A 25,872-nucleotide genomic window follows, 5' to 3' on the forward strand; every position below is an offset into this window, starting at 1 on the left:
CGCGCCTGACACGGCAATCGGCAGATCAGACCAGAAAGCCCGACAGCAAAACTGTCGGGTTTTTTGTTTGGTTCGGACTGGTTTCGGGCTAATCAGGGGCTGATACGGGTACGGGGTGAGGCGCGGTTCATCCACCGCCAGCAGGGTTTTTCCTTCTGTGCTCTAATGCCCCGGCCAATCTTCCATGGAGAGCGTTGTTCATGATCGACGTCTACACGTGGGCCACTCCCAATGGCCACAAGGTCCATATCATGCTCGAGGAATGCGGACTCGAGTACAAGGTTCACCCGATCAATATCGGCGCCGGCGACCAGTTCGGCGAAGCGTTTCTCAAGATCAGTCCCAACAACAAGATTCCCGCCATCGTCGACTCCGACGGTCCGGACGGCAAGCCAATTTCATTGTTCGAATCGGGCGCGATCCTGTTGTACCTGGCCGGCAAGACCAGCAAGTTTCTGCCCGAGGACGTGCGCGGCAAATATGACGCGCTGCAGTGGCTGATGTTTCAGATGGGCGGCGTCGGACCGATGCTGGGTCAGGCGCACCACTTCCGCATCTATGCGCCCGAGAAAATCGAGTACGCGGTCAATCGCTATACCAATGAAGCGAAGCGTCTGTACGGCGTGATCGACAAGCAGCTGTCCACGCATCCGTGGCTGGCCGGAGACAGCTACTCGATTGCCGACATGGCGACGTTCCCGTGGCTGCGCAGCTGGCAAAACCAGGGCGTGGAACTCGACGACTACCCCAACCTGAAGCGCTGGTTCAACGAGATCGCCGAACGTCCGGCGGTCAAGCGCGCCGTGGAGGTTCTGGCCAAGGAGCGCAAGCCGCTGCGCACCGACGCCGAGCGCGAAGTGCTGTTCGGCGCCACGCAGTATCAGCGTCGCTGAAATCAAGCCGCGCCAGATGACGACGCGCCGCGCGCTCGGGCTACACGCCATGCGGGCGCGCGTCATCGCGCCGGACCGCCAGCGCCGACGTCAGTCCGCAGGCGGGCGCGTGCAACAGAGCAGCCCCGCCGCGGGCGACAGCGCATCGATGCAATAGTCGTCGCCGGGCGACGGCGCGAAGGCCGTGCCCGGGGGCAGATAATCGGTATGTAGTTCTGCAGGATGATCTTTATTGCGCCACTGCAGGCACAATGCGCCGTGGTGACAGGCGGCCCAGACCAGCCCGCACGCGTGCAGTCGCTCGCCCCAATCTGCCTCGTCCGGACCGAGCGCGGCAAACTCCCCAAATCCTGCGCCGCGAGACGGCGCATTCAGTGACTGCGCGACGGTGCTCACCAGCACGCTGTCGAGCACTGTCTCCATCTCCATATGCAGACCCGGCTGGGGGACAAAGATGTCGCCGCCAGTCAGCAACGCGACCTCGCGGCCGTCGGCGATGACACGCACGCCGCCGTCGAGGCAAGCCCACCATTGCGGCGAAGCCTGCTGCGCTAACGCTAAGGGATAACGCTGTGCCGCGGGCAAAACCGCGTGATGGCAGGCGAGCCCGAGGCCGGCCGTTGCCGGAATGACACATAAGGGGGATACGACGCGGGTGTCGGCAGTGGCCATCGGCCCCGGCAAATCGCGATGTACGCGGGCGTCGAAGAAGGTGAAAAATTGCATGGCATTCCCTTTAAACAGAGCATGGGACGCGAGTGGTCCCGGAATGCGCAATGGCGGCGTGAAGCGGTTTTCCGCCCGACGACCCTTGCGCAACAGCCCCGTTTCGGCACGATGTTTGGCATCGTCCGGTCAGCCATTGGTGCTGCATCCTTTGCTGGATGCATCCCTTAAGATGAGGATCTGGCACCGATAGAACGACGAACTATAAGTTGTCGTTACCGATAGGTCAAACCCTTAGGCTCGCTCGACTTAGCGACTTATTATCCACAAAGCAGTATATGACAGCAGACCCATTAAAGCTGTTCGGCCGTCATCTGACTTGGCTGCGCAAGCAGCGCGGATGGTCTCAGGAAGCGCTGTCGCTGGAAAGCGGCTTGGCGCGATCGTACCTCAGCGGCATCGAACGCGGCACGCGCAATGTTGCGCTTTATAACATATGTACGCTTGCAGATACCCTCGGCGTTGCGCCGATGGAGATGCTCGATTTTAGAAAGCACGACAAAAGTGACACCGTGGACGCCATGCGTTCACCGTTCGACGCCCACCAGTCGCCCGCGGTGCAGGCCACCTTACGCTATATGGCCGAACTTAACGATGTCGATCGCGATGTCGTGGCGGGCGTGGCGCGCGCACTGGCGCGCCGGCATAGCCGCTAGGCTGCGCGGCGCCGCCTGGCGCCATGGCAGCGACGCCTTAGCGTCACTCTGCGCCACCGCCGCGCGCACGCCGCTCAGACGTTCAACATACCCTGACGCTCGATGAAGGCGATTACCTGATCGAGGCCCTGGCCCGACTTGACGCTTCCCATCACGAACGGGCGCTCGCCGCGCATCTTGCGTGTGTCGCTTTCCATGATGTCGAGCGACGCGCCGACGTAAGGCGCGAGATCGGTCTTGTTGACCACCAGCAAATCCGATTTGGTAATGCCGGGGCCGCCCTTGCGCGGAATCTTCTCGCCGCCCGCCACGTCGATCACGTAAATCGTCAGATCCGACAATTCCGGACTGAACGTGGCCGCAAGGTTGTCGCCGCCCGATTCGATAAAGACGATATCGGCATCGGGAAACTTCGCCAGCATGCGGTCCACAGCTTCCAGATTGATCGATGCGTCTTCGCGAATCGCAGTATGCGGACAGCCGCCCGTTTCCACACCCATGATGCGCTCGGCCGGCAATGCGCCGGAGATGGTCAGCAGGCGCTGGTCTTCCTTGGTGTAGATGTCGTTGGTGATGGCGATCAGGTCATAGTGATCGCGCATGGCCTTACACAGCATCTCCAGCAAGGTGGTCTTGCCGGAGCCGACCGGGCCGCCGACGCCAACGCGCAACGGTGGGTGCTTTTTGGTACGTGTCATGTTGGGATCCGTGTCAAACCGCTTCAGGAGCGGAAAAGGCGTGAATATTGCGTCTCGTGCCGCGCGGACAGCAAGCCCAGCATCGGCGAAAAAGTGGAGAGTTGCGGCGGATCGGCGTTGGCGCGACGCTCGGCCTCATCGACCGTGTCGAGTACGGCACGATGCAGGCCGCGCAGGATCTGCTGGCCAGCCACCTGCCCCAGGGGCACGGCCTTCAGCGCCGCGGCCACCTGGTTCTCGGCCCAGTTGAAGGCGTAGGCGGCCAGCCCATCGCGCGCGTCGATGCCAAGCGCCACGCAGGCCGCGGTGAACGCGGTGGGCAAACATAACGGCGAGATCGTGCGTAACGCATCGCGCATGGGGTCGTCGCCCCACGCCATTTGCGTCACCAGCTTCGCCAGCGACCATCCCATCTGCTCGGTTTCCAGCCGCAATTCCGAAGTTTCGCGCGTGACATGAAACCACGCATTCCATCGCTCCAGCGCGGCGCGATCCTGCGCCTGCCAGGCGCGATGCAGCAGCAGCCAGACTGGCGCCTCGCACTGCGCCTGCACATGGTTGAGGTTGTCGTGGATCCAGCGCTCGGCGGTCGCGGCGTCACGCACCAGGCCGCAGTCAATCGCCGCTTCCAGCCCCTGCGAATAACTGAACCCGCCGATCGGCAGCGCGGGCGATGCAAGATGCAACAGCGAAACAAGTTGCGGCAATGCAGTCATGGACGCTCAGTGCTTGTGTCCGCAATCGGCACCGTGCCCATGCCCGCAATCATGCGGATGGCTGTGGTCGTGGTGCCCGTGCGAATGGTCGTGGCCGTGCGAATGGTCGTGGCCGTGCGAATGGCCGTGGCTGTGGCCGTGGCTGTGGTCGTGCGCATGCGAATGGTCGTGGCCGTGATGCTCGTGGAACACGGCCTGCGCCGTCGCATAGTCCTCGGCGAATGTCGCGTCGTGCCCGTGCTTGTGCCCGCCGCCATAAGCGCCGGCTTCCGGCTCGAACGGCAACTCCGCGCGTTCGAGCCGCACGCCTAGCCGGGCGAGCATGTCGGCCAGCACCGGGTCGTACTCGAGACGCAGATAGTCGCGCCCGACTTCCACGGGTGTATGGCGATTGCCAAGGTGATACGCGGCTCGCATCAACGACAGGGCATCGGTCGACGACACCTGCAAAACGGATTCAGGCGCGGCGTGAACTTCGACGAACGTGCCATCCTGCGCCACCAGCAAATCGCCGCCGCGCAGCACCGTGCCGCGCGGCAGGAATACTGCCGCCTCGTTGCCGTTATCGAGCACGGCGCGCAGGCGGCTCTTGCTGCGTTCGCCAAACGGCAAGACCAGCTTGGGTGCGTTGCGCACCAGCACGGGCGCAATGCCGTGTGGGGCGGGCAGGTGTTTATCGATGTGGATCACGGCTCAGAACAGGAAGTAACGCTGCGCCATTGGCAGCACAGTTGCGGGCTCGCACATCAGCAGTTGGCCATCGGCCACCACCTGGTAGGTTTCCGGGTCCACCGTGACATGCGGTTGCCAGGCATTGTGCACCATGTCGCGCTTGCTCACCGTGCGCGTGCCATGCACGGCGGCGAGCGTCTTGGCCAGCCCGTAGCGGCCGCCCACGTCGGCAGCCAGCGCGGCCTGCGAGACGAAGGTCAGCGACGACTTGTGCAGCGCGCCGCCGGCCGATGCGAACATGGGCCGATAGTGCACCGGCTGCGGCGTCGGTATCGACGCGTTCGGATCGCCCATCGCCGCCGCCGCGATCATGCCGCCCTTGACGATCAGGGTAGGCTTTACGCCGAAAAACGCCGGGCGCCACAGCACGAGGTCGGCCCATTTGCCCACTTCGATCGACCCCACTTCATGGGCAATGCCATGGGTCAGCGCCGGATTGATCGTGTATTTGGCGATATACCGTTTGACGCGGAAATTGTCGTGGCCGCCGCGCGCATCGTTCGGATCGCCGGGCAGCTTGCCGCGCTGCGCGGCCATCTTGTGCGCGGTCTGCCAAGTGCGCAGGATCACCTCGCCCACCCGTCCCATTGCCTGCGAATCGCTCGATATCATCGAGAACGCGCCCAGGTCATGCAGGATATCCTCGGCCGCGATGGTCTCGCGGCGGATGCGCGATTCGGCAAACGCAATGTCCTCGGCGATGGCCGGATCGAGGTGATGGCAGACCATCAGCATGTCCAGGTGCTCGTCCAGCGTGTTCACGGTGTACGGGCGCGTCGGATTGGTCGACGACGGCAGCACGTTGGCCTCGCCGCAGACCTTGATGATGTCCGGCGCATGTCCGCCGCCGGCGCCCTCGGTGTGATACGTATGGATCGTGCGGCCCTTGAATGCGGCAATCGTCGCCTCGACGAAACCGCCCTCGTTGAGCGTGTCGGTGTGGATCGCCACCTGCGTATCGGTGGCATCGGCCACGGACAGACAGGTGTCGATGGCCTGCGGCGTGGTGCCCCAGTCCTCGTGAAGCTTCAGCCCGATGGCGCCGGCCTCGATCTGCTCGGTCAGCGGCGCGGGCTGACTGGCGTTGCCCTTGCCGAGGAAGCCGATATTCATTGGATAGGCGTCGGCCGCCTGCAGCATCCGCTCCATGTACCACGGCCCCGGCGTGACGGTGGTGGCGAAGGTGCCCGTGGCGGGCCCGGTGCCGCCGCCGATCATCGTCGTCACGCCGCTCATCAGCGCTTCTTCGATCTGTTGCGGACAAATGAAGTGGATGTGCGTGTCGATGCCGCCAGCGGTAACGATCATGCCTTCACCGGCAATCACTTCGGTGCCCGGGCCGACGATGATCGTCACGCCGGGCTGGATGTCCGGATTGCCCGCCTTGCCGATGGCCGCGATGCGGCCATGCTTGATGCCGATATCGGCCTTGACGATGCCCCAGTGATCGATGATCAGCGCGTTGGTGATCACCGTGTCGACGCAGTCCTTCGACATGCGCTGGCTCTGCCCCATGCCGTCGCGGATCACCTTGCCGCCGCCAAACTTCACTTCCTCGCCGTAGATCGTGAAGTCCTTCTCGACTTCGATCACCAGGCCGGTGTCGGCCAGGCGCAGGCGGTCGCCGGTAGTCGGGCCGAACATTTCGGCATAGGCTTGCCGGGAAATTTTTACGCTCATCACAGCGCTCCCATGATCTTGCCGTTGAAGCCATAGACGATGCGATCGCCGTCGAGCGCCACCAGTTGCACCGTGCGCGACTGACCGGGCTCGAAGCGCACCGCCGTGCCTGCAGCGATATCGAGCCGGAAGCCGCGCGTGGCTTCGCGATCGAAGTCCAGCGCGGCATTGGTTTCATAGAAATGAAAATGCGAACCCACCTGGACCGGACGATCGCCGGTATTGGCCACGGTTACGCTGACCGTCTGGCGGCCCGCATTGAGTTCGATTTCGCCGTCCAGCGGCATCAGTTCCCCGGGAATCATCGCGCTCTCCATCGATGACCGTCAGGCCATCAGCAGACCAACACCATAGAGCGCCACGCCGGCGCCGGCCGCACGCGCGATCCAGCCTGCGCGGCTGCGCAGGAACGCGCCCGCGCCGATGCCCATGACGTGCAGCACCATCGTGCTGACGGCAAACCCGCCGACATACGCGAGCACGCCGGGCAACGCCCCCGCCGTGGCGGGCAGTTCCGCGCCATGGGCGTAGCCGTGGAACAGCGCGAAGCCGCCCACGATGGCCATGCCGGCCAGCGCCGACAGTCGTGCGCGCGCCGCCACCAGCAGGCCGATCACGAGCAGCGATGCGGCGATCATCGGTTCCACGGCCGGCAACGCAACACCCATCAGGCCTAGCGCCGCGCCCACCAGCATCATCGCGACGAACGCCAGCGGCAGGCGCAGCAGATCCGACGTCGAAGCGCCGCGCTCGAAGCCGCCTTTCGGGGCGGCGGCCAGCGCGCTCCAGACCCCGACCGCGGCCATCGCCAGCAAGTGGTCGGCGCCGGTGAACGGGTGCGCCAGGCCGGCCATCAGGCTGGCGCCCACGGTAGCGCCATCGTGGCCCGGATGGGCAAAAGCCGAAGCCGTTGCCAGCGACAACGTGGCGCCGGCCATCAGGCGCGACGGGAACAGGCGAAGCATGCGGTGCATAGGATTCATCCTCTTATTGTTGAAGGTTGGATTCTGTTCGGGGCGTCCGATATCAGACGATCGGGTGGTGCACGGTGACCAGCTTGGTGCCGTCCGGAAAGGTGGCTTCCACCTGGATCTCGGGGATCATTTCCGGCACGCCGTCCATGACGTCCTCGCGCTTGAGCACCGTGGTGCCTTCGTGCATCAATTCGGCCACGGTACGACCATCGCGCGCGCCTTCCATGATGGCCGCCGTGATCAGCGCCACGGATTCTGGATAGTTGAGCTTTAGCCCGCGCGCGCGGCGGCGTTCGGCCAGCAGCGCGGCGGTGAAAATCAACAGCTTGTCCTTCTCGCGCGGAGTCAGTTCCATATTCGGTTCCTGGTTGTACGGGATGTCTTGTCAGGTGGCCCACAGCCGCAGGGGCCGGGCCGGCACGCCGTGGATCGGCATGCGCAGGGTGGTCCAGCTGTCGACCAGCAAATGCCGCACGGCCTCCATGTCGCGCCCCAGCACGCGCAGCAGCAGCATAGACTGGTCCGGCGCGGCAAGGCACGTCACGCCCGCACGCAGATCGGCGCGATACGGCAGGCGCTCGGCCAGCGATTCGGCCAACTCCTGTGTGGCGCCCTGCCCGACTGCCCACAGCGTGCCGAGCACCGGCAGTCCGTCCATGCCCGCCACCGCGCTGCGCAGCGGCGATGCGGCGTCGAAATGCGATTGCTCGATCCACAAGGTGCGCTGCGGCCCCGCCACGCGCGTATCGAGCGAAAGCTGTCCGCTGGCCCACTGCTCTCCGGACGCCAGCCGGCCCAGCACCACCGCATCCCAGCCGATTGCGCTACCGCCGGGCGCCACCACGACATCGGTGGAAATGCGCGCGCGCGCATCGTCGAACATGATGTTCTCCTGCGGCAGCCAGTCCAGCCGCGCATCTTGCGCAACGTCGATGCGCACGTGCTGCGCCGCATCGCGGCCGAGCGACTTGTACCACTTGGTGGCGCCGGGCGTGGCCAGCACCGCGTGGGCGCCGGGCTGCACGCCAATTTCGATATCGAGCAGATCGCCGCCGGCCACGCCCGCTGGCGGATGCAGCACGACGCCATGGCAGATGTCCCCTTCAGGGTAGAGCGCCTTCTGCACGCGCAACGGGCCTTCGTGGCGGCGTTCCACCATGGCGGTGCGGCCCGCGCGCGGCGCGAAACGCAGGCGCAGGCTGGCATGCCATGCCACCGGCATGGCGAGCGAAGAAGGAAAATCCGGATGACGCATCGATAAAGGCAGGAACGGGGCGCGCGGCGACGCCGCTGGGTTGACGGCTCAAATCATAGCGCGCGGCCGGCCGCACCGAAAGGCAAAAAACACGGTCGCGGACCACGGCGTCAAACCGCGATCAGCTCCCGCACGCCATCCTGCTCCATGGTGGCGCCGGCGCCCTTGGCCACCACCTCGCCGCGGCTCATCACCACATAGTGGTCCGCCAGATGCCGGGCGAACTCGTAGTACTGCTCCACCAGCAGTACCGTCATGCCGAATTCGTCGACCAGCAGGCGCAGCGCGCGCCCGATGTCCTGGATGATCGACGGCTGGATGCCTTCGGTCGGCTCGTCCAGGATCAGCAGTTGCGGCTCGCTCATCAGCGCCCGGCCGATCGCCAATTGCTGCTGCTGGCCGCCGGACAGATCGCCGCCGCGACGCTGGCGCATCGTGCGCAGCACCGGAAACAACTGGTAGATACGGTCGGGGACGCCCGACGGCTTGCCGCGGCTGGCCGCGCCGATCAGCAGGTTTTCCTCGACGGTCAGGCGAGGAAAGATCTCGCGCCCTTGCGGCACGTAACCGAGCCCTGCCGAGACCCGTTCGTAAGGCGCTTTCCTTTCCAGCGCCTTGCCGTCCCAGCTGATATGGCCGCTGCGCGTGGGCACCACGCCCATCAGGCATTTGAGCAGCGTGCTCTTGCCCACGCCGTTGCGGCCCAGCAGCGTGGTCAGCTTGCCCTGCGGCACTTCAAAAGACACATCGCGCAGGATATGGCTACCGCCGTAGAACTGGTTCAGTGCATTGACCTGCAGCATCGTTATCTTCCCAGGTAGGATTCGATCACGCGTTCATCGCGCTTCACGGCATCGAGCGTGCCTTCGGCCAGCAGGCTGCCTTCGGCCAGCACCGTGACCTTGCCCGCATCGCCGGCCAGCGCGGCGACGAATTCCATGTCATGTTCGACCACCATCATCGAGCAGCTGCCGCGCAGGCTGTTGAGCAGCGCCGCCAGCTGCATGGTCTCTTCGTCGGTCATGCCCGCGACCGGTTCGTCGAGCAGCAGCAGTTGCGGCTGCTGCATCAGCAACATGCCGATTTCGAGCCGCTGTTTCTGGCCATGCGACAGCAATCCGGCCGGCCGGTAGGCCTCGTCCTCGAGCCCGGTCAGCGCCAGGGTTTCCTCGATGCGTCGATGACCCTCCTGCGTCAGCCGCGCGCGCAACGACGACCACCAGCGTTTGTCGGCCTTCATCGCCAGTTCCAGGTTTTCCCAGACAGCATGCTGTTCGAACACCGTCGGCTTCTGGAACTTCCGGCCGATGCCTGTTTGTGCGATGCGCGGTTCCGTCATGCGCATCAGGTCAATGGTTTGCCCCAGGAACACGCGGCCGGAGACGTTGGCATTGCGCGGCCCGGTCTTGCCGGTGATGACGTCCATCATGGTCGTCTTGCCAGCGCCGTTCGGTCCGATCACGCAGCGCAACTCGCCATGGTCGATCGACAGCGACAGCTTGTTCAGCGCGCGGAAGCCGTCGAACTGCACCGTCAGATCTTCGACATAGAGAATCGGCCCGTGCGTGGTGTCGATCACGCCCGGCTCGACAATACGGCCAAGCCCGGTGGCATTGCCGCTTGCAGCCTGCTCCACTCCCAACGCGGCGTTCATGCGTTACTCCCTTGATGCGGCGCGGCCACTGGTTCTTCGGCGGCTGACTCGATCCGTTCGGCCGGCGTGCGCGTGCCGCGCAGGCGCCGGACCAGGCCGACCACGCCATCGGGCAGGTACAGCGTCACGAGCACGAACATCGCCCCGAGCAGGAACAGCCAGTATTCGGCGAAATAAGCCGTGAACATCGTCTTGGCGCCGTTGACCAGGAACGCGCCGACGATCGGGCCAATCAGCGTGCCGCGGCCGCCCACGGCCACCCAGACCGCCATTTCGATCGAGTTGGCGGGCGACATCTCGCCGGGATTAATGATGCCGACCTGGGGTACGTACAGGGCGCCGGCGATGCCGCACAGCACCGCCGAGAACGTCCACACGAACAGCTTGTAGCCGAGCGGGTTGTAGCCGGAGAACATCACGCGCATTTCGGCGTCGCGCACGGCGGTGACGACGCGTCCGAGCTTTGACGTGACGATGTATCGGCACGCGATAAAACCGCCGACCAGCGCCAGGAACGTCAGCACAAACAGCGCGGTACGCGTCTGCGGCGCGGCGATTGCAAAGCCGGCGATCCGCTTGAAATCGGTGAAGCCGTTGTTGCCGCCGAATCCCGTTTCATTGCGGAAGAAAAGCAGCATGGCGGCGTACGTCATCGCCTGCGTGATGATCGACAAGTACACGCCCTTGATGCGCGAGCGGAACGCGAAAAAGCCGAACAGCCAGGCCAGCACGCCCGGCACCAGCACCACCAGCAACAGCGCATACGGCAGGTGTTGGGTGCCATGCCAGAACCACGGCAGTTCCTTCCAGTCCAGGAACACCATGAAATCGGGCAGATCGCTCTTGTACACGCCTTCGCGGCCGATCGAGCGCATCAGGTACATGCCCATCGCATAGCCGCCGAGCGCGAAGAACAGCCCGTGCCCAAGGCTCAGGATGCCGCAATAGCCCCACACCAGATCTAGCGCGATGGCGGCCAGCGCAAAGCACATGATCTTGCCGATCAGCGTCAGCGCGTAGGCCGAAAGATGCAGCGGGTGCCCTTCGGGCAGCAGCAACGCGCAGACCGGCACGCCGACCGCCACGATCGCCGTCAGCGCAATCAGCAGCAGCCACACGCGGCCGGAAAACAGCGGTTGCCGCTGCGGCACGGAAAGGCGGAAAGCCTTGCCGGATTTCGATTGGAAACTGCTCATGTCAGGCCTCCGCGCTGCGCCCCTTGAGCGCGAAAAGTCCCTGCGGGCGCTTCTGGATGAAAAGCACGATCAGCACGAGGACGAAAATCTTGGCCAGCACCGCGCCGTAGAACGGCTCGATGAACTTGTTGATGATGCCCAGCCCAAACGCACCGACGATGGTGCCGGCCAGTTGGCCGACGCCGCCGAGCACCACCACCATGAACGAATCGATGATGTAGGCCTGTCCGAGGTCCGGTCCGACATTGCCGATCTGCGACAGCGCGCAGCCGCCAAGCCCGGCAATGCCGGCGCCGAAGGCAAACGCGTAGCTGTCGACCTTCCACGTGCGCACGCCTACGCAGGCGGCCATCGTGCGGTTCTGCGTCGTGGCGCGCACGAACAGGCCCAGGCGCGTGCGGTTCAGCACGGCCCACGCCACCGCCACCACGGCCAGTGCAAACGCGATGATGACCACGCGGTTGTAGGGAATCACCATCCCGGCCATGGCCTGGAAGCCACCGCTCATCCACACCGGATTGGCCACCTCCACGTTCTGCGCGCCAAAGATCGTGCGCACCGCCTGCATCAGCAGCAGGCTGACACCGAAGGTGGCCAGCAGGGTTTCCAGCGGACGGCCGTAGAGATGGCGCAGCACGATCCGCTCGAGCGCGAAGCCGACCACGCCCGCCCCCAGGAACGACGCCGGCAGCGCGGCCACCAGATACCAATCGAACGCTTGTGGCGCATAAGCGCGAAACAGCGTCTGCACCACGTAGGTGGCATAGGCGCCGATCATCAGGAATTCACCGTGCGCCATATTGATGACGCCGATCAGGCCATATGTGATGGCCAGGCCCAATGCGGCCAGCAGCAGGACGCTGCCCAGGCTCAGGCCGGCAAACAGATTGCCCAACAACTCCGCGCGACGCTGGTCGCTGCGCAGCACATCGATGGCTTGCTGGGCAGCCACGCGCACGCCCTCGTCGGGTTCCTTGTACTTGCCGGAAGCATCCTTTTCGACCAGCGGCATCAGCTTCTGGCGCGATTGCGGATTGCTGTCGCTGCCCATGATGCGGATTGCCTCGAGCCGCGCATCGCGCGTGGCGTCCGTGCCCTGCGCCAATACCGTATTGGCCCAGATCAGGTCCAGGCGCGCGCGCAAACCGGCGTCGGCCTCGGCCTTGCGCGCAGCTTCGACGCTCTCACGCGAGGCATTCTCGGGCTGGTCGAGCAGCGTGTTGATGGCCTGCGTGCGTACCGCGATGTCCGGCGATTGCAGCAGCAGGCTGCTGGCGGCACTGTCGACGATGGTGCGCAGGCTGTTGTTCAGCGTCAGCGATTCCAGCTCGTCGTCCTTCACCGTGACGGGCTGACCGGTGAGCGCGTCGAGCGTCTTGTCGCCGTCCTGGCGCACCAGGCCGACCGACGGCGCGTATTGCAATGCGTCATCCTGCAGCGCCTTCAGAAGCAGGCCGGCCTGCTCCGGTGGCGCCTGCGTCAGCTTGGTCAGCGCGGCGGTCTTGGCATCGAAATCGTCGCCGGCCAGCGGCTTCAGGTCGGCCTGCGTGAGGGGCGTGGCCGCCCACAGCGGCGCGGCTGCCAGCAGCAGCATGGCAAGCATGGCGCGTAGCCACGAGGTCAGGGATCGGTGCATTCAGGAGTCTGGTTCGCGCGATGTCTCGCGTCTTGTGTTGGTGGTGATCAAACCCGCGGTGTTCTGCCGCGCCCGCGCACGGGAATGGATCGGGGCGCGGCATCGCCGCACGCGTCGCCGCCTTCGCGACGCGCGCCGCCGCCCTTCGCCCCGCCTCGTCCCCAGCGCGTGGGAACGAGGCGCGCACGAGGTCCGCGCTTAGTTGCCGCCGACCGACACCTTGTCGGCCTTGCCTTCGTTACCCGCGATGAACGGGCTCCAGGGCTGGGCGCGCACGGGCTTCGGCGTCTTCCAGACCACGTTGAACTGGCCGTCGCCCTTCACCTCGCCGATCATCACGGGCTTGTACAGGTGGTGGTTGTCGCCCATCGTCAGCGTGAAGCCGTCCGGCGCCTTGAAGGTCTGGCCGTACATCGCGGCGCGCACCTTGTCCGGATCGGTCGTGCCGGCCTTCTTCACGGCCTGCGCCCACATGTGGATGCCGACGTAGGTGGCTTCCATCGGATCGTTGGTCACGCGCTTGTCGCCGCCCGGCAGATTGTTGGCCTTGACCCAGTCGGCCCATTCCTTGCGGAACGCGTCGTTCTGGCTGTTCTTGACCGACATGAAGTAGTTCCACGCGGCCAGATGGCCCACCAGCGGCTTGGTGTCGATGCCGCGCAGTTCTTCCTCGCCCACGGAGAACGCCACCACCGGCACATCCTTGGCCTTCAGGCCAGCGTTGCCGAGTTCCTTGTAGAACGGCACGTTCGAATCGCCGTTGATGGTCGAGATCACGGCGGTCTTGCCGCCCTGCGAGAACTTCTTGATGTTGGCGACGATGGTCTGGTAATCGCTATGACCAAACGGCGTGTAGACCTCTTCGATGTCCTTGTCGGCGACGCCCTTGCTCTTCAGGAACGCGCGCAGGATCTTGTTGGTGGTGCGCGGGTAGACGTAGTCGGTGCCCAGCAGGAAGAAACGCTTGGCGCCGCCGCCTTCCTTGCTCATCAGGTATTCCACGGCCGGAATGGCCTGCTGGTTCGGCGCCGCGCCCGTGTAGAACACGTTCTTGGACATCTCCTCGCCTTCGTACTGCACCGGATAGAACAGCAGCGCGTTGAGTTCCTCATAGACCGGCAGCACCGACTTGCGCGACACCGACGTCCAGCAGCCGAAGGTGACCGCGACCTTGTCCTTGGTGATCAGTTGGCGCGCCTTTTCGGCAAACAGCGGCCAGTTCGATGCGGGGTCCACGACCACGGGCTCGAGCTTGCGTCCCAGCACGCCGCCGCTCTTGTTGATCTCGTCGATCGTCATCAACGCGACGTCCTTGAGCGAGGTCTCCGAAATGGCCATCGTGCCCGACAGCGAATGCAGGATCCCGATCTTGATCGGTTCCTTGGTCTGGGCCATCAGCGGGCTGGTACCAATCAGCGCTGCGGCGGCTACCGCCGACAGCTTCAGCATGTCACGTCGTTTCATTGCAGCTCCCATTTCTTCCGATTTGTCGTATGTGGTCAGGGACTACGCACCCCGGGAGATGCTTCTGCAACTAGCGTGCCATGCGACGGGGCGCGCGGTTTCGCGCCTCGGGCAGCGCTGGCGCGACAAAGCGGCAAGGGAACGATTTCGACGCACCAGGACGGTGCTGTGGGGACAGGGGTCGATGCGCTCGCCCATGCACCGCCGGCGTGCATCGGCACGATCCGGTGCATGGGCGGGCAGCGCGGGTGCATGGCGCACCGCGGGCAATAAAAAACGGGGCCCGAGGGCCCCGTTCTTCAATCCACCGTAACGAAGGTTACTTCATCCACGGCATCATGTTGGCGTTCATGTTGTGCATGATCCAGAGCGAACCGGCCAGCACGATGAACAGGATCAGCACCGTGAACAACAGCGCGGTGACATTCCAGCGCTGGCCGTCCGAGCCGTCCAGGTGCAGGAAGTACTTCAGGTGCACGACGATCTGGACGGCCGCCATGCCCAGGATGATCCAGAGCATGGTGCCACGGTCCATCGTACCGTCCATCACAATCTTGAACGGGATCACCGTCAGGATCACGGCCAGCACGAAGCCGATCACATACGACTTGACGCTGCTGTGGCCGTGCGATGCGCCGTGGGCGCTCGTAGCGTGTTGCTGTACCATTTACATTGCTCCCATCAGGTAGACGACGGTGAACACACCGATCCAGACCACGTCCAAGAAGTGCCAGAACAGGCTGAGGCAGTTCAGGCGTTTGGCCACGGCCGGGGTCAGGCCCTTCTTCGACAGTTGCCACATCAGCACCAGCATCCACAGCATGCCGCTGGCCACGTGCAGACCGTGGGTGCCCACGAGCGTGAAGAACGACGACAGGAACGCGCTGCGGCTCGGGCCGGCGCCTTCGTGGATCAAGTGCGCGAACTCGTTGATTTCCATCGCCATGAAGCCTGCGCCAAGCAGGAACGTCACGGCCAGCCAGAACATCACGCGGCCGCGCTGCTGGTTCTGCATCGACACCATGGCGAAGCCGTAGGTGATCGACGACACCAGCAGGATGGCGGTTTCCACGAGCACATAGTTGAGCTCGAAGATCTCCTTGGCCGTCGGGCCGCCAGCCACTTCGCCGCGCAACACGGCGAACGCGGCGAACAGGCACGCGAACAAGATACAGTCGCTCATCAGGTACAGCCAGAAACCAAAGATGGTGTTCTCGCTGGTGTCGTGATGCGCGTGGTCGTGCGCCTCGTCGTGCGAGTGCGCGGGGGCTTGCGCCCCAAAGCGGTCAAGAACTTCTGTCGACATGGTGATCAGCCCTGGGCAGCAATGCGCTGCTGATAGCGCGTTTCGATCTGCTCGACCTCGGAGGCCGGCACGTAGTAATCGATGTGGTCGTCGTTGGCGCGGCGGATGAACGCCACCACCATGCCGATCAGACCCACGGCGGCAAGCCACCAGATGTGCCAGACCAGCGCGAAACCGAGCGCCAGGCTCCAGGCGCCCATGTAGAAGCCGGCAGCCGTGTTCTTCGGCATGTGGATCTGCTCGAAGCTGTCGGTGCGGATGGTTTCGCCGCGGGCCTTCATGTCGGCGAACGCGTCCAGGTCACGCACCACCGGGGTGTGCGCGAAGTTGTAGAACGCGGGCGGCGACGACGTGGCCCACTCCAGCGTACGACCACCCCACGGATCGCCCGTGACGTCGGCCAGCTTCTTGCGGTCGCGGATCGACACAACAATCTGCAGCACCTGGAAGAAGATGCCCAGCGCAACGAACACCACGCCCACCACGGCCAGATGCAGCCACGGCGTCCATTCCGGATTGTTGGTGTGGTTCAGGCGACGGGTCATGCCCATCAGGCCCAGCACGTACAGCGGCATGAAGGCGAAGTAGAAACCGACGATCCAGCACCAGAACGCGCACTTGCCCAGGCGCTCGTTCAGCTTGAAGCCGAACGCCTTGGGCCACCAGTACGTGACGCCGGCCAGGTAGCCGAACAGCACGCCGCCGATGATCACGTTGTGGAAGTGGGCGATCAGGAACAGGCTGTTGTGCAGCACGAAGTCGGCTGCCGGCACGGCCATCAGCACGCCGGTCATGCCGCCGATCACGAACGTGATCATGAAGCCGAGCGTCCACAGCACGGGCGAGGTGAACTGCACGCGGCCACGGTACATCGTGAACAGCCAGTTGAAGATCTTCACGCCCGTCGGGATCGAGATGATCATCGTCGTGATGCCGAAGAACGCATTCACGTTGGCGCCGGAGCCCATCGTGAAGAAGTGGTGCAGCCACACGATGAACGACAGCACCATGATCGCGCTCGTCGCGTACACCATCGACTTGTAGCCGAACAGCTTCTTGCCCGAGAACGTGGCGATGATTTCCGAGAAGATGCCGAACGCCGGCAGCACCAGGATGTAGACCTCGGGGTGGCCCCAGATCCAGATCAGGTTCACGTACATCATGGCGTTACCACCGCCTTCGTTCGTGAAGAAGTGCATGTCGAAGTAACGGTCCAGGCCAAGCAGCGCCAGCGACACCGTCAGCACCGGGAAGGCCGCCACGATCAGCACGTTGGTGCACAGCGCGGTCCAGGTGAACACCGGCATGCGCATCAGCGTCATGCCCGGGGCGCGCATCTTCAGGATCGTCACCAGGAAGTTCACGCCGGTCAGCAACGTCCCCAACCCGGAAATCTGCAGCGCCCACAGGTAGTAGTCGACCCCCACGCCCGGGCTGTAGTCCAGACCCGACAGCGGCGGATACGCGAGCCAGCCGGTCCGCGCGAATTCGCCAACGCCCAGCGACACGTTCACCAGCATCGCGCTGGCCACGAACAGCCAGAAGCTCAACGTGTTCAGGAACGGGAAAGCCACGTCGCGCGCGCCGATCTGCAGCGGCACCACCAGGTTCATCAGACCCGTCATCAGCGGCATCGCCACGAAGAAGATCATGATCACGCCGTGGGCCGTGAACACCTGGTCATAGTGTTCGGGCGGCAGGAAGCCGGTGGCGCCATTGGTGGCAACCGCCAGTTGGGTACGCATCATGACCGCGTCGGCAAAGCCGCGCAGCAGCATGATCAGCGCCACCAGCGAGTACATCACGCCGATGCGCTTGTGGTCGACCGAGGTAATCCACTCGGTCCACAGGTAGCCCCACTTCTTGAAATACGAGATCGCACCGAGCAGTGCCAGCCCGCCAAGGGCGACGCAGGTCAGTGTGATCATGATGATCGGCTCATGAAACGGAATCGCCGACAAAGTCAATTTGCCAAACATCATTGCTCCTAGATTTGCGCGCCCACGGCCGGCTTGGCCGGCGTGGTCATGGATACACGCTCTTCGCCAAGCGTGTTGCGCGACGTGCAGACCGGACCGCCTTCGAAACCTTCGCGGGCCATGGCACGGCCGTCGTGCCCCATGTATTGATGCAGGATGCCGGTGAACAGGCCGTCTTCGACGCGGCCGAAGTACGTCACCGGATCTGCTTCGCTCGGCTTGGCCAGGACCTTGTAGTCCGCCGAAGCGAGCTGTTTGCTGGACGCGCGCACCTGCTCCACCCACTTGTCGAATTCGAAGTTCGACATCGCGATGGCCTTGAACTTCATGCCCGAGAAGCCGCCGCCGCTGTAGTTGGCGGACATGCCGTCGAACGTGCCGGCTTCATTGGCAATGAGGTGCAGCTTGGTTTCCATCCCGGCCATGGCGTAGACCTGGCTGCCCAGTTGCGGGATGAAGAACGAATTCATGATCGAATCCGACGTGATCTTGAAGTTGACCGGCGTACCCACCGGCAGCGCCAGCTGGTTGACCGTCGCGATCTTCAGTTCCGGATAGATGAACAGCCACTTCCAGTTCATCGCCACCGCCTCGACCGTGACCGGCTTGACGTTCGACTCGATCGGCTTGTACGGATCGAGATCGTGCGACGACTTCCACGTGATGATGCCCAGCGCGATGATGATCAGGCACGGGATCAGCCAGACCACCACTTCGATCTTGGTCGAGTGCGACCAGTCCGGATCATAAGTGGCCGACTTGTTGCTGGCGCGATACTTCCACGCGAACACCACGGTCAGGATGATGACGGGCACCACCACCAGCAGCATCAGCCAGGTGGCAATCAGGATGATGCCCTTGATGTCCACGCCGACTTGCCCCTTCGGGTTCATCAGCGCGAAGTCGCAGCCGGCCAGCAGGAGCAGGCCAAGACAAGGCAGGAACCGCGTCAGGCGCGGCATTGTTGGTTTCTTCATGTCACGACGGTCTGGTTGCGCCACGCCTGTGCACAAGCGTGACACCGCCACCTGCTGCACGGGGCAACGGGCTGGCTGGGCTGGGGAAAACCGGGGACGTGTCCAAATGGCGCGTGCGGATGGGGCGATGCAAACGCCGGCGGACCATGCGGCCGGGCAACGCCATGAGCGCGGCTGGACAGATACTGACGACTGCGTGCGCAAAACGCGGGGGGCGCCAAGCGTGCGCTGAGGTGACCGACTGCCTGAACTGCGATCGTTCCCGGTTCGGAGCAGCCACCGGGACAAGCGTTGTGTCACGATGCTCACGCGATTTCCGCCTGCTTTTGACCACCCCGCCAGCGCAGCGAGAACGGTCTCCGAGCGGATATCGCATTACATAAAACATCGTTGGGCGCGACTGTACCGCAACGCAACATTGCGGGTAAACCCAAACACAACAGAAACACTGTTCTTTTAATCGGACAATGTTCGCCGGTGTCGGACGACGGAAACACTCACGACATGATTCATCTTGAAAGCACGAATCTTGTGGACAAAAACAAAGGGCCGCGTTCTAGCGGCCCCGATTTTCACACCCACTTTTTACATCCACTTCTACGCCAAGTTTCCGCGCCTGCCGTCCCACCGGCTGACGGCTGGCCGGCGATGGACGATCGACGCGCGGCGACGCGCCGGCGCTACGAATATCGCCGGCTGATCGATTCCGCCACGCAGACCGGCCGATCGCTGCCCTCGCGCTCGACGGTGACTTCCCAGGTCGACTGCGCACCCACCAGACCGTTCGGTGCCGGTTCGAGCCGCTCTACCTTCAGCAGCTTGATCCTAGCCCGCAGACGGCTGCCCACCGGTACGGGCGCGGTGAATCGCACCCGGTTCAGTCCGTAGTTCACGCCCATCTTGACGCCCTCCATGTGGATCGCGTTCTGCATGAACTGCGGCAGCAACGACAGCGTCAGGAAGCCATGCGCCACCGGCGCGCCAAACGGCGACTCGCGCCTTGCGCGCTCGACATCGACGTGAATCCACTGGTGGTCGCCCGTGGCTTCGGCAAACAGGTTGACCTGCTGCTGGGTGATCTCGAACCAGTCGCTCAGTGCCACTTCCTGACCCTGGAGCGACTCCAGCTCTTCCAGCGAGGCAATGGTGCGCATTGATTGTCTCCTATTGTCTTGATGTCTTTTTGTGGTTCGGGCTCGGGTGTCAGCCGGGGCGGCGCTGGTACATGCCCATGCCCTTGACGGTGCAGACCGTTTCGCCCTTCTGGTTGGTGGCAACCCATTGCGTCAGCACCACGCCGCGGTCCGGTTTTGAACTCGATGGACGCGCCTCCAGGACTCTCAGCACGGCCGTCAGCGTATCGCCGGCATAAACCGGCTTGAGCCAGCGGACCTCGTCGACGCCGGGCGAGCCCATGCTGGTCGATCGGTCGCCCATCGACTGTACCAGCAGCCGCATGATGATGCCGCAGGTCATCCACCCACTGGAAATCAGACCGCCGTAGATACTTTTCTCGGCGGCGGCCTTGTCGATATGGAACGGTTGCGGGTCGTACTGGCGCGCAAACGCGATGATCTCTTCTTCGGTGACGTGATAGCTGCCCAGGGGCAGTTCGCTGCCAACCACATAGTCTTCGAAGTACATCTTGCTGGACATCGGGGGCTCCAAAGCAAAAAACCGCGCTCGGGGTGTCCGGCGCGGTTCAAGGTTTTACCCTGCTATCAGGCAGCTTCCTGGAAACCAGGCTGGCTTGCGAAGCGGGCCAGATGGTGATCGACATCGCCGAACGTGGTGTTGATCAGCGTGAGCCGCTTGAACATGTGCGCGGCCGGCAGTTCGTCGGTGACGCCCATGCCGCCGTGGATCTGCACGGCTTCCTGGCCGACCGAGCGCGCTGCCTGACCGACGCGCGCCTTGGCGGCGGACACATAGCGGCGGCGCTCTTCCGGCGTCGACTCCTCGAAACGCGCGGCGGCAAGCAGTGTGATCGAGCGCGATTGCTCGGCGTGGATGAACATCTCGACCATGCGATGCTGCAGCGCCTGGAAGCGCGCGATCGGCACGCCAAACTGCTGGCGGGTCTTGGCGTATTCGAGCGTGGCGGCGTTAAGTGTATCCATCACGCCCACCGCTTCGGCGCACAGTAGCACCGCGGCGTAGTCGGCGGTGGCTTCGAGCACGTCCCAGCCCTTGCCTTCGGCGCCCAGCAGCGTGGCCGACGCATCGGTCAGCGTCACGTCGGCGGCGCGCAGATTATCGATGGTGCGATAGTCCTGGATGCTGACGCCGGCGCCGTTGGTGTCGACCAGGTACAGCGAAATGCCGTCGCGATCCGACTGAGCGCCGGTGGTGCGGGCCGAAACCACAAGCTTGTCCGCCTGGGCGCCGTGAATCACGACGACCTTGCGGCCATTGAGCTTGCCGCCCTTGGCGCTGACCGTCACGTTGTTCAGCTCGTAGCGCGCCTGCGGCTCGTTGAACGCAGTGGCCAGCTTGACTTCGCCGCCCGCAACCTGCTCCAGCAGCGCTTCCTGGCCACCGGCCAGCTTCAGCGCATGCGCGGCCACCACGGTGGCGAGGTACGGCTCCACCACCAGGCCACGGCCCAGTTGCTCCTGCACCACCATCATGTCGACCGCGGTGCCCGAGAAACCGCCCTGCTCTTCAGGGACCGGCAGCGCCGTCAGGCCCAGTTCGACCAGCGCGCCCCACGCCTGGGCGCCGTAGCCGGCGTCGGTCTTGATGTTCTTCTTGCGCGATTCAAAGTCGTAGCTCTTTTCGACAAAACGGCGGATCGCGTCGGCCAGTTGCTTCTGTTCGTCGCTGAGATTGAAGTTCATGTTGCGTGTCTCCTCACAGCCCCAGAATCATCTGGCTGATGATGTTCTTTTGGATTTCGTTGGAACCACCGTAGATCGACGTCTTGCGGTAGTTGAAGTAGTACGCGGCCAGCGGCGCGGCATCGTCATAGCCGGTCACCGAATGCTCGTGCTCGCATTCGAGATACGCGGTGTCGAACGGCTGGGCATACGGTCCAACCGCCTCGACCATCAGCTCCGTCAGCAACTGCTGGATCTCGGTGCCCTTGATCTTGAGCATCGACGCCTCGGGGCCAGGGCCCTTGCCGGCGGCTTCGCTGGACACCACGCGCAACACGGTGATTTCCAGCGCCATGAGTTCCACTTCCAGCGCGGCAACCTTGGCGCCGAACACCGGGTCTTCCAGCAGCGGCTTGCCGTTCTTCTGCTGCTGACGCGCCACGCGCTTCAGGAAGCCCAGCTCGCGCTTGGAGTTACCCACGCGGGCAATGCCGGTACGCTCGTGGCCGAGCAGGTACTTGGCGTACGTCCAGCCTCGGTTTTCCTCGCCCACGCGGTTCTCGACCGGCACCTTGACGTTATCGAAGAAGACTTCGTTCACCTCGTGCTCTTCGTCGAGCATGATGATCGGGCGCACCGTGATGCCCGGCGTCTTCATGTCGATCAGCAGGAACGAGATGCCCTCCTGCTTCTTGGCTTCCGGGTCGGTGCGGACCAGGCAGAAGATCATGTCGGCATGTTGGCCCAGCGTGGTCCACGTCTTCTGGCCATTCACGATGTAGTGCTTGCCGTCCGGCGTCAGTTCGGCGCGCGTCTTCAGCGAGGCAAGATCCGAACCGGAGCCGGGTTCCGAATAACCCTGGCACCACCAGTCCGTGCAATCGAGGATACGCGGCAGGTAGTACGACTTCTGCTCCGCATTGCCGCACTTCATGATCACCGGCGCAACCATCGCCACGCCGAACGGCAGCACGCCGGGCGCGCCGACGCGGGCATTTTCCTCATCCCAGATATGGCGCTGCGTAGCGTTCCAGCCGGTGCCGCCGAATTCGACCGGCCAGTGCGGGGCCGACCAGCCCTTGCCGGCGAGCGTCTTGTGCCAGCGCACCAGATCGTCGCGGTTGGGGCGGCGATGATTGAGTACCTTTTCGCGGATATCCGCCGGCAGGTTGGCTTCGAGCCAGCTGCGCACTTCCTGACGGAAGGCGTTGTCGGCCGCCGAGTAGTTGAGATCCATGCCCGTCTCCATTGGTGGTGCCGGCGCGGGAACCGGCGGTTTGTTTTACCTGCGCATCACTGCGCGGGTAAAACCGGGCACAGGATGCTTGTTCAGTGGGCCGTCTGCTTCAATGCATCCGGCACGATGAGCGGAAAGGCGTCGATACCCTCGTCGGCCAGCGCCTGCACATCTTCGGCAGTTGCCGAACCGCGAATGCCGCGTTCGGGCGCCTCCTGATAATGCATACGTCGCGCCTCTTCCACGAAACGCTCGCCAACATCCTCGGTCTGGGCCAGCACCTGGCGCACGGCTTTGAGGTATTGCGCTTGCAGCGCCTGCATCATCTGCTGCGCTTGCGCATCGCCCGCATTGCCCGTGCGTGGTTGCGTCGGCGCCTGCCTGGCGGTGGCGCCGGAGAGATTCAGGCGCGGAGCACTGGGCAGGCGGCTGACCGCATGGTCGCCACAGACCGGACATTGGACGAGGTCACGTGAAATCTGCGTTTGCGCATCTTCTTCCGAGGCAAACCAGCCCTCGAAACGATGGTCTTGCGCACAGCACAGGTCGAGCACCTTCATGATCTTTCCAGCCCGTCGGGCAATGTTATCCGTGATTCGAAATTTTGTGAACGGTCGTGCTAATTTTTTTCGTGACCGTTTTCGCCAGGCAGGATGCGTGCAAAACACAATCCTGTCGTCCGCATGCGCCTGGCGTGCCAAACCAAGGGAAAACCCCGTGCCGGCTGCCCGGCAAGCTTATCAGCAATGCAGCAAATCAGCCGGCCGCGCGACGTGCCGGGAATGGCGGCTCGGCCTGCTCGCCCGGCTGCCAGACCCCCGAGACAATTTTCTCCAGCCAGAGCGCGCCGATGATCGTCTTCACGTCGGTGATGCGCCCCTGGCGCACCCAGTCAATGACCTGCCCCACCGGCGTGACAAACGTCTCCAGGAACTCGCCGTCGTCGAGCTTGGCTTCGCCCGCCGTCAGATCGCGCGCGAGAAAAAGGTCGATGAATTCGGTCGAATAGGAAATCACGGGATGAATGCGCGTCAGATAGTCCCAGCGCGTCGCCGTGTAGCCAGTCTCTTCGAGCAGCTCGCGCTGGCCGCAGCGCAACGCACCTTCCTCGGGATCAAGCTTCCCAGCGGGAAATTCGAGCATGACTTCGCCGACTGGATAGCGGAATTGCCGTTCCATCAGAACGGTGCCATCGTCGAAAAGCGGAATCATCATCACCGCACCGGGGTGCAATACGTACTCGCGGCCGGTCTGCTTGCCGTCCGGCAGCCGCACGATGTCCTGTTTGAGCGTAAGGAATTTGCCGCGATGAATCGTCGCCGAAGCGACGGGTACTTCCTTCAGATGATCATCCGATTGATTGGACGATTCGGAAACTGCGGCGGGAGTCTTGTCGGTCATGAACGCTCCGGAGTTGCACGAACCCGGGCGCTGGCAAGGGCCGGCGGATCAGGCCGTGCGATGTTTGACCAGATATTGCCAGGTGAAGCCAGGGAAGGCGAACACCAGCATCATGCACGCGGTGATGGCATAGAATTGCCAGCCCTGCGGAAACGTGTTGCCAAGGCTCGCTTCCACTGCAAAGCCGACCATGCCGGCCACCGCGTACCAGACGACGAGTTCAACCGCGCGCAGCCACAGCGGCTTGCGGGGCCATTTCAGCCCCACCGCTGCAAACAGGCGCTGGTTGACGAACGGCAGGTTGGCACAGATCAGTGCCAACACGATGACAAACCAGCCGCCCGCCGATGAACTCATGTCGTCGCCTTATCACCTAAGTCCTACGAGGCCAGCGTCGCGCGGATGGCCTGGTAGCACAGGTTCATCAGCGCCGCGGGGAACAGGCCCAGCAGAATAACGGCCAGGCCGTTCAGGCTCAACACCGAGCGCAAGCCCATCGATGCTTCCAGCGGCTCTTCGCCAGCCGGTGCGTCGAAGTACATCAGCTTCACGACGCGCAGGTAATAGAACGCACCGATCAGCGAGAACACCACAGCCAGTACGGCAAGCCAGGTCATGCCGGATTTCACCACTGCCTGCAGCACCGCGAGCTTGGCGTAGAAACCGACGGTCGGCGGGATGCCGGCCATCGAGAACATCATCACCAGCATCAACAGCGCAAACCACGGATGGCGGCGCGACATGCCCTTCAGGTCATCGAGCGTTTCGGCTTCGAAGCCCTTGCGCGTACGGATCAGGATCAGCCCGAAGGTGCCGAGCGTGGTCAGCATGTAGGTGATCGAGTAAAACATCGATGCACTGTATGCGTTGGCCGCGCCGTCAGCCTTGTTGGCCACCACACCGGACAGCATGCCCAGCAGGATGAAACCCATGTGCGAGATCGTCGAATACGCCAGCATCCGCTTCAGATTGGTCTGAACGATAGCCGTCAGGTTACCGATGATCAGCGATGCAATCGACAGCACGACCAGCATCGTCTGCCAGTCCGTGGCCAGCGGCAGCAGGCCCTCGACCAGCAAGCGCATGATCAGCGCGAATGCCGCGACCTTCGGACCGGCGGCGATCAGCAGCGTCACCGCGGTTGGCGAACCCTGGTAGATATCCGGGATCCACATGTGGAACGGTGCGGCGCCGAGCTTGAACGACACGCCGGCAACAATGAACACCACGCCGAACGCCAGCATCGTCGTATTGACGCGGCCGGATTCGACCACACGGAATACCTCGCCGAGATTGAGCGAGCCGGTAGCGCCGTACATCATCGACATGCCGTACAGCAGGAAACCCGAAGCGAGTGCGCCGAGTACGAAGTACTTGATCGCCGACTCCGAGGTCACGCGCGAATCGCGGCGCAGTGCAACCAGCGCGTACGACGACAGCGACAACAGTTCCAGACCGAGGTAGAGCGTCAGGAAGTTGTTGCCAGTGATCATCACGATCTGACCGCCGAGCGTGAACAGCGCGAGCATGTAGAACTCGCCCGCGAACATGTCGCGCTCACCGAGGTAGGTACGCGTGTAGACCAGCGTGAGCAGCATGCCCAGCGCACAGAATGCCGACAGCACGTTGGCCATCGGATCGATTACGACCAGGTTGGCGAACGCATAGTGCGTTTCGCCGCCGGCGGCGTTCATGGCGAACCACACCGCAAGCACCAGCGTGGTCAGCAGCGAGAGCGGATAAGCCACGCTCGTGCGGGCCTTGCCACGCGCTAGGTCGATCCAGTTGATCGCCGCAATGGCGATCGCCAGGAAGATGATTGGCGCCACCGGGGCCAGGCTAGAGGACGATTGCATGTTGATTTCTCTCCCCC

28 protein-coding genes are annotated in these 25,872 nt (G+C 63.6%); 2 read left to right on the top strand and 26 right to left on the bottom strand.

Going from position 1 to position 25,872, the window contains the following annotated elements; genetic code table 11:
• The first annotated feature begins 200 nt into the window (after positions 1-200).
• Positions 201-893 (top strand): glutathione binding-like protein, encoded by a 693-nt coding sequence (locus F7R19_RS02830; RefSeq protein WP_150979314.1) that lies wholly within the window; start codon positions 201-203, stop codon positions 891-893.
• Between the two features lie 90 nt (positions 894-983).
• Here the strand turns inward: F7R19_RS02830 and F7R19_RS02835 are convergent, their stop codons facing one another.
• Positions 984-1,619: a hypothetical protein gene (locus tag F7R19_RS02835; protein WP_150979315.1), complete on the bottom strand. Its 636-nt coding sequence runs from the start codon at positions 1,617-1,619 to the stop codon at positions 984-986.
• Between the two features lie 209 nt (positions 1,620-1,828).
• Between F7R19_RS02835 and F7R19_RS02840 the strand changes: the two genes are divergently transcribed.
• On the top strand, positions 1,829-2,275 hold the full coding sequence (locus tag F7R19_RS02840) for a helix-turn-helix domain-containing protein (RefSeq protein ID WP_322790254.1): 447 nt from the start codon (positions 1,829-1,831) through the stop codon (positions 2,273-2,275).
• Between the two features lie 74 nt (positions 2,276-2,349).
• Here F7R19_RS02840 and ureG read toward each other — a convergent pair whose 3' ends face one another.
• The 25 genes from ureG to nuoN form a co-directional block, all read right to left on the bottom strand.
• Positions 2,350-2,973 (bottom strand): urease accessory protein UreG, encoded by a 624-nt coding sequence (gene ureG, locus F7R19_RS02845; RefSeq protein WP_150979317.1) that lies wholly within the window; start codon positions 2,971-2,973, stop codon positions 2,350-2,352.
• Between the two features lie 23 nt (positions 2,974-2,996).
• A complete protein-coding gene (locus tag F7R19_RS02850) occupies positions 2,997-3,689 on the bottom strand; it encodes an urease accessory protein UreF (RefSeq protein ID WP_061957842.1) in 693 nt (230 codons plus the stop codon).
• 6 nt (positions 3,690-3,695) lie between these two features.
• The gene (gene ureE / locus F7R19_RS02855) at positions 3,696-4,379 is read right to left on the bottom strand and encodes an urease accessory protein UreE (protein ID WP_150979318.1); all 684 of its coding nucleotides are present in this window, start codon (positions 4,377-4,379) and stop codon (positions 3,696-3,698) included.
• A gap of 3 nt (positions 4,380-4,382) precedes the next feature.
• Positions 4,383-6,101 carry an urease subunit alpha gene (ureC, locus tag F7R19_RS02860; RefSeq protein WP_061957840.1) on the bottom strand — a complete coding sequence of 573 codons (1,719 nt, stop codon included), beginning with the start codon at positions 6,099-6,101 and terminating at the stop codon, positions 4,383-4,385.
• Positions 6,101-6,406 (bottom strand): urease subunit beta, encoded by a 306-nt coding sequence (locus F7R19_RS02865; RefSeq protein WP_061957839.1) that lies wholly within the window; start codon positions 6,404-6,406, stop codon positions 6,101-6,103. Before F7R19_RS02865 ends, ureC begins: the two co-directional genes overlap by 1 nt.
• Before the next feature lie 21 nt (positions 6,407-6,427).
• Positions 6,428-7,075 (bottom strand): HupE/UreJ family protein, encoded by a 648-nt coding sequence (locus tag F7R19_RS02870; RefSeq protein WP_150979319.1) that lies wholly within the window; start codon positions 7,073-7,075, stop codon positions 6,428-6,430.
• A gap of 52 nt (positions 7,076-7,127) precedes the next feature.
• Positions 7,128-7,430 carry an urease subunit gamma gene (locus tag F7R19_RS02875; protein WP_061957837.1) on the bottom strand — a complete coding sequence of 101 codons (303 nt, stop codon included), beginning with the start codon at positions 7,428-7,430 and terminating at the stop codon, positions 7,128-7,130.
• Between the two features lie 30 nt (positions 7,431-7,460).
• Positions 7,461-8,330, bottom strand: a complete 870-nt coding sequence (locus F7R19_RS02880; RefSeq protein WP_170292552.1) for an urease accessory protein UreD — start codon at positions 8,328-8,330, stop codon at positions 7,461-7,463.
• A gap of 110 nt (positions 8,331-8,440) precedes the next feature.
• Positions 8,441-9,133 (bottom strand): urea ABC transporter ATP-binding subunit UrtE, encoded by a 693-nt coding sequence (gene urtE, locus F7R19_RS02885; protein ID WP_150979320.1) that lies wholly within the window; start codon positions 9,131-9,133, stop codon positions 8,441-8,443.
• A 2-nt stretch (positions 9,134-9,135) separates the two neighbouring features.
• Positions 9,136-9,984, bottom strand: a complete 849-nt coding sequence (gene urtD / locus F7R19_RS02890; RefSeq protein ID WP_061957834.1) for an urea ABC transporter ATP-binding protein UrtD — start codon at positions 9,982-9,984, stop codon at positions 9,136-9,138.
• The gene (gene urtC / locus F7R19_RS02895; RefSeq protein ID WP_150979321.1) at positions 9,981-11,180 is read right to left on the bottom strand and encodes an urea ABC transporter permease subunit UrtC; all 1,200 of its coding nucleotides are present in this window, start codon (positions 11,178-11,180) and stop codon (positions 9,981-9,983) included. The genes urtD and urtC overlap by 4 nt, the downstream gene beginning before the upstream one ends.
• Before the next feature lies 1 nt (position 11,181).
• On the bottom strand, positions 11,182-12,816 hold the full coding sequence (gene urtB, locus F7R19_RS02900; RefSeq protein ID WP_150979322.1) for an urea ABC transporter permease subunit UrtB: 1,635 nt from the start codon (positions 12,814-12,816) through the stop codon (positions 11,182-11,184).
• A gap of 198 nt (positions 12,817-13,014) precedes the next feature.
• Positions 13,015-14,280 carry an urea ABC transporter substrate-binding protein gene (gene urtA / locus F7R19_RS02905; RefSeq protein ID WP_061957831.1) on the bottom strand — a complete coding sequence of 422 codons (1,266 nt, stop codon included), beginning with the start codon at positions 14,278-14,280 and terminating at the stop codon, positions 13,015-13,017.
• 319 nt (positions 14,281-14,599) lie between these two features.
• A complete protein-coding gene (gene cyoD / locus F7R19_RS02910; RefSeq protein WP_150979323.1) occupies positions 14,600-14,947 on the bottom strand; it encodes a cytochrome o ubiquinol oxidase subunit IV in 348 nt (115 codons plus the stop codon).
• A complete protein-coding gene (gene cyoC, locus F7R19_RS02915) occupies positions 14,948-15,586 on the bottom strand; it encodes a cytochrome o ubiquinol oxidase subunit III (RefSeq protein ID WP_150979324.1) in 639 nt (212 codons plus the stop codon). It abuts the gene before it with no gap.
• A gap of 5 nt (positions 15,587-15,591) precedes the next feature.
• A complete protein-coding gene (cyoB, locus tag F7R19_RS02920; protein WP_150979325.1) occupies positions 15,592-17,565 on the bottom strand; it encodes a cytochrome o ubiquinol oxidase subunit I in 1,974 nt (657 codons plus the stop codon).
• Positions 17,566-17,573: 8 nt separating this feature from the next.
• Positions 17,574-18,542, bottom strand: coding sequence for a ubiquinol oxidase subunit II (gene cyoA, locus F7R19_RS02925; RefSeq protein ID WP_084004056.1), 969 nt, complete (start codon positions 18,540-18,542; stop codon positions 17,574-17,576).
• A gap of 680 nt (positions 18,543-19,222) precedes the next feature.
• Positions 19,223-19,696, bottom strand: coding sequence for a MaoC family dehydratase (locus F7R19_RS02930; protein WP_061957827.1), 474 nt, complete (start codon positions 19,694-19,696; stop codon positions 19,223-19,225).
• A 49-nt stretch (positions 19,697-19,745) separates the two neighbouring features.
• Positions 19,746-20,198: a MaoC family dehydratase gene (locus F7R19_RS02935; RefSeq protein ID WP_150979326.1), complete on the bottom strand. Its 453-nt coding sequence runs from the start codon at positions 20,196-20,198 to the stop codon at positions 19,746-19,748.
• Between the two features lie 65 nt (positions 20,199-20,263).
• Positions 20,264-21,382 carry an acyl-CoA dehydrogenase family protein gene (locus tag F7R19_RS02940; protein WP_150979327.1) on the bottom strand — a complete coding sequence of 373 codons (1,119 nt, stop codon included), beginning with the start codon at positions 21,380-21,382 and terminating at the stop codon, positions 20,264-20,266.
• A 13-nt stretch (positions 21,383-21,395) separates the two neighbouring features.
• Positions 21,396-22,598, bottom strand: coding sequence for an acyl-CoA dehydrogenase family protein (locus F7R19_RS02945; RefSeq protein ID WP_150979328.1), 1,203 nt, complete (start codon positions 22,596-22,598; stop codon positions 21,396-21,398).
• Positions 22,599-22,690: 92 nt separating this feature from the next.
• A complete protein-coding gene (locus F7R19_RS02950) occupies positions 22,691-23,158 on the bottom strand; it encodes a DUF1178 family protein (RefSeq protein ID WP_061957824.1) in 468 nt (155 codons plus the stop codon).
• 196 nt (positions 23,159-23,354) lie between these two features.
• Complete coding sequence (locus F7R19_RS02955; RefSeq protein ID WP_061957823.1) at positions 23,355-23,999, bottom strand: NUDIX domain-containing protein; 645 nt, start codon at positions 23,997-23,999, stop codon at positions 23,355-23,357.
• 48 nt (positions 24,000-24,047) lie between these two features.
• Entirely contained in the window at positions 24,048-24,356 is a 309-nt protein-coding gene (locus F7R19_RS02960) for a DUF2818 family protein (protein WP_150979329.1), read from the bottom strand.
• Between the two features lie 23 nt (positions 24,357-24,379).
• On the bottom strand, positions 24,380-25,855 hold the full coding sequence (nuoN, locus tag F7R19_RS02965; RefSeq protein WP_061957821.1) for an NADH-quinone oxidoreductase subunit NuoN: 1,476 nt from the start codon (positions 25,853-25,855) through the stop codon (positions 24,380-24,382).
• Between the last annotated feature and the right edge of the window lie 17 nt (positions 25,856-25,872).

This window comes from Cupriavidus pauculus (assembly GCF_008801835.1).
In the GTDB taxonomy this organism is placed as follows: domain Bacteria; phylum Pseudomonadota; class Gammaproteobacteria; order Burkholderiales; family Burkholderiaceae; genus Cupriavidus; species Cupriavidus pauculus.